2 protein-coding genes are annotated in these 1,090 nt (G+C 45.4%); both read right to left on the bottom strand.

Annotated elements, in window-relative coordinates; translation table 11 throughout:
* A partial coding sequence (locus GOU96_RS17715) for a hypothetical protein (RefSeq protein WP_324702091.1) occupies positions 1–434 on the bottom strand: 434 nt, incomplete at its 3' end.
* Positions 435–851: 417 nt separating this feature from the next.
* A partial coding sequence (locus tag GOU96_RS17710) for an MGH1-like glycoside hydrolase domain-containing protein (RefSeq protein ID WP_324702090.1) occupies positions 852–1,090 on the bottom strand: 239 nt, incomplete at its 5' end.

The raw sequence follows: 1,090 nt of genomic DNA, 5'->3' as shown, positions 1-1,090 counted from the left end.
GGTAAAACACTGACTTGGTGTGGGCCGAGCCACATGACGGCTTGGCTGACCGACCCGGAGGTAGTCGACGGATTATAATCGACAAAACCCACGATATATTGCCCATCATTACTGATGGCTGACGCTCGACTGATCCCACCGCGTAATGCATAGGGAACCGGTAATAAGGAAATTCCCTGTGTCGCACTCCATAAAAACGCTTGTGAACCTTGCGATAAAGTCATTCCCCCCACCGCAAATTGCCCCGATGGCGTCATGGCGACAACCGACGCCCCCAATTGGCCACCAATATCCACGATCCCTTGCTGTCGATATTGTGCCAGTAAATCTGAATTATTATTTATCGACGCAGCGTGTGCATGTGGGAGTGAAAGTATGCCCACCGCATTTAATAGCGCGCATATTACGTGCTTCTTGCATACCAGACTAGCCATGTTGTCATTCTCTTGATTATTTTATCCGACTTAAAGTGCCGGCTTTTATATCGCGCACGGAAATATTGCTCCGCACTGATATCCAATGGACAAAAAAGATGCATGACAATCTTGGCTTAAAAGTGATTAATTGCGGTGTCCCCTTGTAAGCAGGTATTTAGGTAAAATATCTACCGGTATAAGGCAAAGAGACACCATCACTAAACATATTGAAAATAAAGGAAATAAAAAATAACCGAGAGCTAACGCGGAAAAATATCATCCACAATAAATATATTTAAACTCATAAAACTTACGTTTTGCAATAATCCTAACCTCAACTATTAAAACGCAAAACAAATCCATACGTACCGGCAGATAAATAAAAAGGCCGGATGCACAAGCAACCGGCCTTTTATTTACTGTTTAGCGTTATCGTTACGACTTTTTATCCGCACTGAAAAAGCCGTGATACAGCATATACAAGTGCGCTGAGCTCCAAGAGAAGTTCGGTGCGCCTTGCTGAGCGCCGGTTTCTGGGTTGTAGTTCTCACGGATCGGGCCATCTTGCGTCAGGCCATTGGCATTACGGAACAGCTTATTCGCCAGCTCCACCGCCTGAGCACGATAACCGTACTGCTCCATCCCTTTGACCCCAAAATAGAACTGATCCAGCC

It is taken from the genome of Vibrio sp. R-1 (genome assembly GCF_035615595.1).
GTDB classification, from domain to species: Bacteria; Pseudomonadota; Gammaproteobacteria; order Enterobacterales; family Vibrionaceae; genus Vibrio; species Vibrio cholerae.
The sequence above is the reverse complement of the archived record's forward strand: the minus strand, read 5'-3'. Positions and strand labels throughout refer to the sequence as shown.